A 1,591-nucleotide genomic window follows, 5' to 3' on the forward strand; every position below is an offset into this window, starting at 1 on the left:
GTGCCGCCGGGCACGCGCGGCACCCGAACCCGTGACGCATTGCCGCGCACCGTGCCTCGGCACCCATTCATGGGGATGACCGCCCTGCGGTGCTGTTGCAGCATCCGCCCCGTCGACAAGTGTCAATTGCGTCGACAGCCGGGTCATGGATCCGGCACTCCGCCCGTCGCGGTCCGGCGAGCCATCGTCCGACGCAACTCCACGCCCAATGATCCGCATCTTCAACCACTACCTGCACCGCCGCACGCTGATGCAGGTCATGTTCGACCTCGGCCTGATCCTGGTCGTGGTGATGGGCATGAGCATGGGCACGCTCGGCGGCGCCGGCACCGGCTTCGTGCTGCCGCTGCTGGCCTGCCTGCTGCTGGCCGCGTGCGTGTTCGTCATCAACACCGCCACCGGCTTCTACGAGTACGCGCACAACCGCTCGCTGCTGCAGTCGCTGGCGCGCGCCACGGTGGCCATCCTGATCGCGCTGCCGCTGGCGTGGCTGATCTTCGGGCTGCTGCCGTCCAGCGTTCTGGGGCGCGACGTGATGCGACTGGCGGCGATGGGCGTGGTGGTGTGGGTGTTCGGCCACCGCGCGGTGGTGGCGCACTCGAAGGCGCAGTCGCTGATCCGCTCGCGCATCCTGGTGTTCGGCGCCGGGCCGTCGGCGCAGCTGGTCGCGCAGACGCTCACGCAGTCGGACCCGCACGCCGAGGTGGTCGGCTTCGTGATAGGGCCCAACGAGACGCAGGCCGCGGTGTCGTCGCACGAGATCCTCAAGTCCGACCGCCCGCTCAGCCACCTGGCGCGCGACCTGCGCGTCGACGAGATCGTCGTCGCGCTCACCGAGCGCCGCGGCGGCAGCATGCCGCTGCGCGAGCTGCTCGACTGCAAGCTGTCGGGCGTGCGCGTGCTCGACACCTCGGCGCACTTCGAGAAGGCGCTGGCGCAGATCCGCATCGACCACGTGCACGCCGGCGCGCTGATCTTCGGCGAGGGTTTCAACCAGGGCTGGCTGCGCACCGCGGTCAAGCGCGTGTTCGACCTCGTGTGCACCGCCATCCTGCTGCTGCCCGGCGTGCCGCTGATGCTGCTGACCGCGCTGGCCATCAAGCTCGACTCGCGCGGGCCGGTGTTCTACCGCCAGGAGCGCACCGGCTACAACGGCAAGCCGTTCGAGGTGGTCAAGTTCCGCAGCATGCGCGTCGACGCCGAGGGCGACGGCCAGCCGCGCTGGGCGAAGGCCGGCGACGACCGCGTCACGCGCGTCGGGCGCATCATCCGCAAGCTGCGCATCGACGAGCTGCCGCAGCTGATCAACGTGCTGCGCGGCGAGATGAGCCTGGTGGGCCCGCGCCCCGAGCGGCCGTATTTCGTCGACCAGCTGACGCAGCAGGTGCCGTTCTACGCGGTGCGCCACAGCATGAAGCCCGGCGTCACCGGCTGGGCGCAGGTGCGCTACCACTACGGCGAGTCGGTCGAGGACGCCAAGCGCAAGCTCGAGTACGACCTGTACTACGTGAAGAACCACTCGCTGTTCCTCGACCTGGTGATCATCCTCGAGACGATCGCGGTGGTGCTGACGGCGCGCGGGTCGCGTTGA

At 69.6% G+C, this 1,591-nt stretch carries 1 protein-coding gene; it reads left to right on the top strand.

From position 1 onward, the window contains the following. Nucleotides 1-208: 208 nt before the first annotated feature. Nucleotides 209-1,591 (top strand): TIGR03013 family XrtA/PEP-CTERM system glycosyltransferase, encoded by a 1,383-nt coding sequence (locus PKC53_RS16635; RefSeq protein ID WP_324430630.1) that lies wholly within the window; start codon nt 209-211, stop codon nt 1,589-1,591.

The organism is Azohydromonas sp., assembly GCF_035325925.1.
Classification (GTDB): Bacteria; Pseudomonadota; Gammaproteobacteria; order Burkholderiales; family Burkholderiaceae_C; genus Calidifontimicrobium.